This window comes from Streptomyces europaeiscabiei, assembly GCF_001550375.1.
Classification (GTDB): Bacteria; Actinomycetota; Actinomycetes; order Streptomycetales; family Streptomycetaceae; genus Streptomyces; species Streptomyces europaeiscabiei.
The window spans coordinates 1-6,247 of record NZ_LRTR01000765.1 but is presented as its reverse complement, the minus strand read 5'-3'; the positions used below and the strand labels follow the sequence as shown (position 1 = coordinate 6,247).

At 71.1% G+C, this 6,247-nt stretch carries 7 protein-coding genes and 1 pseudogene; 1 reads left to right on the top strand and 7 read right to left on the bottom strand.

Translation table 11 applies throughout. The features are described from left to right. The 7 genes and pseudogenes from AWZ10_RS50830 to AWZ10_RS37535 all read right to left on the bottom strand — a co-directional run. Window positions 1-91: pseudogene (locus tag AWZ10_RS50830) on the bottom strand (sulfate adenylyltransferase subunit CysD); the annotation flags it as partial. Further along, complete coding sequence (gene cysC, locus AWZ10_RS37560; protein WP_046708766.1) at window positions 88-648, bottom strand: adenylyl-sulfate kinase; 561 nt, start codon at window positions 646-648, stop codon at window positions 88-90. The pseudogene AWZ10_RS50830 and the gene cysC, both read right to left, overlap by 4 nt. Then, window positions 645-1,889 (bottom strand): glycosyltransferase family 4 protein, encoded by a 1,245-nt coding sequence (locus AWZ10_RS37555; RefSeq protein WP_046708767.1) that lies wholly within the window; start codon window positions 1,887-1,889, stop codon window positions 645-647. Before AWZ10_RS37555 ends, cysC begins: the two co-directional genes overlap by 4 nt. Then, window positions 1,886-2,296, bottom strand: a complete 411-nt coding sequence (locus AWZ10_RS37550; protein ID WP_046708768.1) for a hypothetical protein — start codon at window positions 2,294-2,296, stop codon at window positions 1,886-1,888. Before AWZ10_RS37550 ends, AWZ10_RS37555 begins: the two co-directional genes overlap by 4 nt. Next, the gene (locus tag AWZ10_RS37545) at window positions 2,293-3,186 is read right to left on the bottom strand and encodes a sulfotransferase family protein (RefSeq protein WP_046708769.1); all 894 of its coding nucleotides are present in this window, start codon (window positions 3,184-3,186) and stop codon (window positions 2,293-2,295) included. The genes AWZ10_RS37550 and AWZ10_RS37545 overlap by 4 nt, the downstream gene beginning before the upstream one ends. A gap of 84 nt (window positions 3,187-3,270) precedes the next feature. Next, window positions 3,271-4,089, bottom strand: a complete 819-nt coding sequence (locus tag AWZ10_RS37540; protein ID WP_060893245.1) for a PaaX family transcriptional regulator — start codon at window positions 4,087-4,089, stop codon at window positions 3,271-3,273. A 15-nt stretch (window positions 4,090-4,104) separates the two neighbouring features. Next, entirely contained in the window at window positions 4,105-5,718 is a 1,614-nt protein-coding gene (locus tag AWZ10_RS37535) for an AMP-binding protein (RefSeq protein ID WP_060893244.1), read from the bottom strand. Window positions 5,719-5,881: 163 nt separating this feature from the next. On the opposite strand from AWZ10_RS37535, the gene AWZ10_RS37530 reads away from it, so the two are divergent. Then, the coding region (locus AWZ10_RS37530) for an acyl-CoA dehydrogenase family protein (RefSeq protein WP_208618622.1) at window positions 5,882-6,247 on the top strand (366 nt) is incomplete at its 3' end.

Here is a 6,247-nt window from a genome sequence, read left to right as displayed (position 1 = left end):
CCGGCCGCTCGAACTCACCCGCCACCTCACGGAAGATGTGGACGGCCTCGGACTCCAGCGCGTCCAGGTGGGACAGCGTGTGGACGGTCATACGAGGCACCGGTCCGCCAGCAGCGCGTACACGGACGCGGCCGACTCCTCGGGCGTCTGGTCCTGTGTGGGGAGCACGAGCGCGGGGTCGGCCGGCGGCTCGTACGGGTCGTCGACACCGGTCAGTCCCTTGAGCCGGCCCGCGGCCTGACGGGCGTACAGGCCCTTCACGTCGCGCTCGCTGCACACCTCGACGGGGGTGGCGACGTGCACCTCGATGTACGGCGTGCCGCTCACGTCGTGGCGCCCCCGGACGGCCTCGCGGCTGTCGGCGTACGGCGCGATGACGGGGACCAGGGCCAGCACGCCGTTGCGGGCGAGGACCTCGGCGACCAGGCCGATGCGCTGCACGTTGGTGTGGCGGTCCTCGCGGGAGAAGCCGAGGCCGGCCGAGAGGAAGCGGCGGATCTCGTCACCGTCGAGAACCTCCACACGGTGCCCCTCGGACCGCAGCCGGCCGGCGAGGACACGGGCGATGGTGGTCTTGCCCGCGCTCGGCAGTCCGGTGAGCCAGACCGTGGCTCCCTGGGCCTTGGACGCCCTGGACGAGGTGGTCATGCGTGCGTTCCTTTCGCGGCGCCGGCGGCGATGCCGTGCCGTTGCTCGTGGAGGGAGGTGAAGAGGGACTCCCAGCGGTGATGGACGGAGTCCGGGCCGTAACTGGCGGCCGTCAGGACCGCCGCCACGCCCATGTCGGCGCGCAGCACCTCGTCGGCCATCAGCCTGGCCATGGCGTCGGCGAGCGCGTCGGGGTCCTCGGGTGCGACGAGCAGCCCGTCCACGCCGTGCGTGAGCACATCGGCGGGGCCGGTCGGGCAGTCGAAGCTCACCACGGGAAGGGCGTGGCTCATCGCCTCGATCATCACCATCGGCAGCCCCTCGAAGCGTGAACTGAGCACATAGAAGGAGGCCTTGGCGAGTTCGTCGTCCAAGCGGTCGGTGTGTCCCATGAGGAAGACGTGATTGTAGAGATGGTGTTCTTCGATCAGGTGACGAAGTTCCGACTTCTTCTCACCGCTGCCGTAAATTCTCAACTGCCAGTCGGGGTAGGCCTCGACGAGCTTCGCCCAGGCCGGGATCAGCAGGTCGAAGCCCTTCTGCGGGAAGAGCCGGCCGGCCGCCACCGCGATCTTCGACCTCGGGTCGGCGGGGACCTGGTCGAGGGAGTGCACGGCGTTGGGGATGCGGACGACCCGGGTGCCGGGCAGGAGTTCCGCGTACTCGTCGCGATCACGCGCGGTGAGCACGGCGACGGTGGCGAAGCGCGGGTACGTCTCCCGGATGCGCTGCTGCACGTCCCGCTTGTGGGTGCCGAGGTTCATGTGTTCCTGGGCGACGCGGACCACACCGCCGGTGGCGTGCTCCGCGGCCAGGAAGTTCAACGCGGGGCGGGTGGTGACCAGGACGCCGTCGGTCAGTGACCGCAGGTACGCGATGAGCCGGTCCTCGACGTACCGGTTGAAGTAGCGGTAACCGAACTCGCCCTTCGGGACGTGCCGTGCGGGCGCCTCCAGCAGTTCGCCGCGCCTGCGGTCGCGCCAGCGGGCGACGAGGCCCGACGGCGGGGTGTGGGCGCCCTCGCGCATGTCCACGACGGTGGAGACCCTCACCCGGGGGTCGAGCGGGAACTGGATGTCGTCTCGGCGGCGCAGCGCGCTGACGATCTCCACGGTCCAGCCCGCCGCCACGAGGGAGTTGGCCTGGTTCATCACCGTGCGGATGGTGCCGCCCCGGCCGTACGCGTGCAGCAGCAGATACCGGACGTGCGGGCGCTGGGGGAGTGGACGGCGGTCGGTCATGCGGGGCCTCCCGTGCGGCACTCCAGAGACAGGTTGTCCTTGATCGTGTAATAGGGGCGCACACGGAGGTCTCCGGTGCGCTGCTCCGGATACACGAAGATCCTCTTCTTGCCGCGTACGTCGTCGAGGTGCTTCCCGGCGCGCAGTTCGACCTCGCCGTCGGTGAGGTGGATGTCCCACTCCTCGACGGGCGCCCGGTCGGAGGCGGCGAGGTCGCCGACGGGCAGCTCGCTCTCGAAGCGGTCGCCCTGGACGGCGGCGTCGTAGCGCAGCCTGAGGCCGGCGTGGGAACGGCGGGTGAGGACCAGTCGCCAGGTGCCTTCCGCCGGTACCCCGTGGATGCGTCCGAGGAGTCTGATGCGGCCGCCACGCGGCCAGACCTCGGCTATCTCGGCGTGCGGCCTCACTTGCCGTAGCCCCACGCCCGGCACATCGGCCGCAGGATCTCCGGGATGTCGTCCTCGGCGGGGAGCGCGCGCCCCGACTGCACCTGACCGGTCCTGATCTTGTCGCGCCAGTCGCCGAGGCCCTTCACGACCTGGGCATCGTCCTTCCTGCCGTAGTCGAGCATGGCCGGTTCGAAGGCGATGTCGAGGAAGTCGCAGAGCCGCCGCATCTCCTTCTCGGGTTCGGCGGTGATGTCCTCGTAGCGCACGGTGTGGCCCGTGAGCGCCTCGCGGGCCTTGTCGACGGCCTTCATGTAGCGCAGCGCGTCGGTGGCGGCCTCGTCGTAGGTGCGCTTGTCGGGGTCGCCCTCGTGCCACGACTGGGCGATGGAGACCGGGTGGCGCAGCAGGAAGACGAAGCGGGCGTCGGGCCAGCAGTCCCGGATGCGCTCGTACACGAAGGCGTTGCTCGGGGTCTTCTCGACGACGAAGTCCTTGCCCGACCTGACCAGTTCGCGGTGCATGACCCGGTCCCACAGCAGATGCTCCAGGTCACCGCGCTCCAGGTCGAGGGCGCTCATCGCCTTCTGCGACAACCTGCTGCCGTAGCCCACCTCCAGACGGCGTATGTGCAGTTCGTGCGGGGAGTGCAGCCGCGGGTGCGCGTTCATCAGCATCCGCAGCAGGGTGGAGCCGGACCGCACGGGAGACATGATGAAGACCGGCTGCCTGAGCAACCGGTCCGTGGCGAGGTCCTCGGGAGCCGGACATCGGTACACCGCCGTGGGCTTCTTCGCGGCCGGCTTCGGCGCCGTGTCCCTGGGAGCGGCGGGCGCCGCCGCGGGGGCTCTGCGTACTTGCAGACCCGTGGTGGCGGTGAGAGCACGGTTCAGGTTGCGCATGAGACTCATGCGTCAGGATGGTAAGTAAGGATTCTGAGAAGATTGAAGTAGAACCCTGAGGGTTCCCTTTGTGAACGAGATTGTTACAGGGCTTTACGATTCGGTGCCGGCGAACGCTGCCCCCGCGTCCCGCAGCCGCGCGTGCAGCGCCCGGAACACGGCCGCCGAACGCACGCCCGGCCAGTCCGCCGGAAGCAGCGCGGCGGGCAGCCCGGGGTCGGCGTACGGCAGTTGGCGCCAGGAGTCCAGGGCCAGCAGGTAGTCGGCGTACGCCTCCTGCGACGGGGTGTCCACGCGGTGCTCCCAGTCGTGCAGCACGGGCGCGTGCCGGTCGAGGAACGCCTCGTGCTGCTTGGCGATCCCGGCCAGGTCCCACCACCGCGCCACCGCCTCGGCGGTCGCCGCGAACCCGAGGTGCTCGCCCCGGAACAGGTCCACGTACGGGTCGAGCCGCAGCCGGGTCAGGGTGTGCCGGGTCTCCTCGTACAGCCGGGCCGGCGCGATCCACACGCCGGGGGCGGCCGTGCCGAAGCCGAGTCCGGCCAGCCGGGAGCGCAGCACGTGCCGCTTCTGCCGCTCCGACTCCGGCACCGAGAACACGGCGAGGACCCAGCCCTCGTCCTGCTCGGGCGCCGTCGCGTAGATCCGCCGGTCGCCGTCCTCCAGAAGCTGCCGCGCGTCGCCCGACAGCTCGTACCCGGCCGCCCCCGCCGCCGTGCGGGCCGGCAGCAGCAGGCCGCGCCGTTTCAGCCGGGACACCGAGGAGCGGACGGAGGGCGCGTCGACACCGAGGGCGGCGAGCAGCCGGATCAGCTCGGAGACGGGCACGGGACCCGGCACCGAACGGCCGTACGCGCCGTAGAAGGTGACGATGAGCGAACGTGGTGCGTGCTGTTCGGACACGTTGATCATTTTAGGTCGTCGGCATCACTGCTGGTCACTTAGGGTGCGTAGCCGGAACCGCTGGAGTTTTCCGGTCGCCGTGCGCGGCAGCGCGTCCAGGAACACGATCTCGCGCGGACACTTGTACGGCGCCAGCTCCGACGTGAGGAACGCGCGCAGTCCGTCGCCGTCCCGGACGGCCCCCGCCGCGACGACCACATAGGCGACGACGACCTGGCCGCGGGCCTCGTCGGGCCGCCCCACCACCGCCGTCTCCACCACCTCCGGATGGCGCATCAGGGCCTCCTCGACCTCGGGGCCCGCGATGTTGTAACCGGCCGAGACGATCATGTCGTCGGCTCGCGCGACATAGCGGAAGTACCCGTCCGGCTCGCGGACGTACGTGTCACCCGTGACGTTCCAGCCGCCCCGCACGTACTCCCGCTGACGCTCGTCCGCCAGGTAGCGGCACCCCACCGGACCACGTACGGCGAGCAGCCCCTGCTCCCCGTCGGGCACCGGCGCCCCGTCCGCGTCCTGCACGCGCGCGTGCCACCCCGGTACCGGCACCCCCGTCGTCCCCGGTCGTATGTCGTCGTCGGCCGCGGAGATGAAGATGTGCAGCAGTTCGGTCGCGCCGATGCCGTTGATGATCCGCAGTCCGGTCCGCTCGTGCCAGGCCCGCCAGGTGGCCTCGGGCAGGTTCTCGCCCGCCGACACACACCGCCGCAGTGACGAGACGTCGTACCCGTCCGACCCGTTCAGCTCCCCGAGCATCGCCCGGTAGGCCGTCGGCGCGGTGAACAGCACCGACACCCCGTGCTCGGCGACCGCGGGCAGCAGCTGCCTGGGGCCCGCCTGTTCGAGCAGCAGGGCGCTGGCGCCGGCCCGCATCGGAAAGACGACGAGGCCGCCGAGACCGAAGGTGAAACCGAGCGGGGGCGACCCGGCGAACACGTCGTCCGCCCGGGGCCGCAGTACATGCTTCGAGAAGGTGTCCGCGATCGCCAGGACGTCCCGGTGGAAGTGCACACACCCCTTGGGCCGCCCGGTCGTACCGGAGGTGAACGCGATCAGCGCCACGTCGTCGGCCGCCGTGTCCACCGCCTCGTACGGGCCCCGGACCCCGTTCGCCGTCGGCGGGCCGGGCACGAGCGGGCCGTCCTCGCCGAAGGTGGTGATCCGCAGCCCCGGGACGTCCGCCTTCGTGAGGTCGTCCACATGCCGGGTGTCACACAGCGCGTGCGACACCCGCGCCAGCGCACAGATCGTCGCCAGCTCCTGAGGCCGCTGCTGGGCCAGCACGGTCACCGCGACCGCCCCCGCCTTGAGCACCGCCAGCCAGCACGCGGCCAGCCAGGGCGTGGTGGGCCCGCGCAGCAGGACCCGGTTGCCGGGAACCACGCCGAGGGCGGACGTCAGCGTGTGCGCGACCCGGTCGACCCGGGCCCGCAGTGCGCCGTACGTCCAGACCTCCCCGGCGGGCGTACGGAAGACGGGCCGGCCGGGATCACCGCCGTCGAGCAGCTCGGCGGCGGCGTTGAGCCGGTCGGGGTAGCGCAGCTCGGGGAGCCCGAAGGACAGCTCCGCCCACTGGTCCGGCGGCGGGAGACGGTCACGCGCGAAGGTGTCGAGATGGGCGGTGACCCTGGATTTCATGACGTTCGCCCCCTGCTGTCGTCCCTGCCGAAGTGGACTCGCACGTGGTGGTGGGCTCGCATGCCGTGGGTGGCCTCGCACCAGCGAGCGTATCGCCTTGGTGACGGCAGTCAACAGTTCGCGATAGCCTCGGCAATGGCCCCCAGGGGAGAAGGGATCGGCGATGACCGCATTCTCGCTCGAACCGGCACAACTCGCCTGGCGTGCCGAACTGCGCGCCCTGGCCGTCGAACGCCTACGCCCCTTGGCGGACCAGGGTGAGCCGGGCCATGTCAACCGCCCCCTCGTCGCCGAGCTGGGCCGACTGGGACTGCTTTCCCGGCTGTTCACCTCGGGCGCCCTCGGCCTCTGTCTGATGCGCGAGTCACTGGCGTACGTCTGCACGGAGGCCGAGACGGCACTGGCCCTCCAGGGTCTGGGCGCCCACCCGGTGCACGCCCACGGCACCGAGGCCCAACGCGCCCGCTGGCTCCCCCGGGTGAGCGACGGCGAGGCGGTCGCGGCCTTCGCGCTCAGCGAGCCGGGCGCG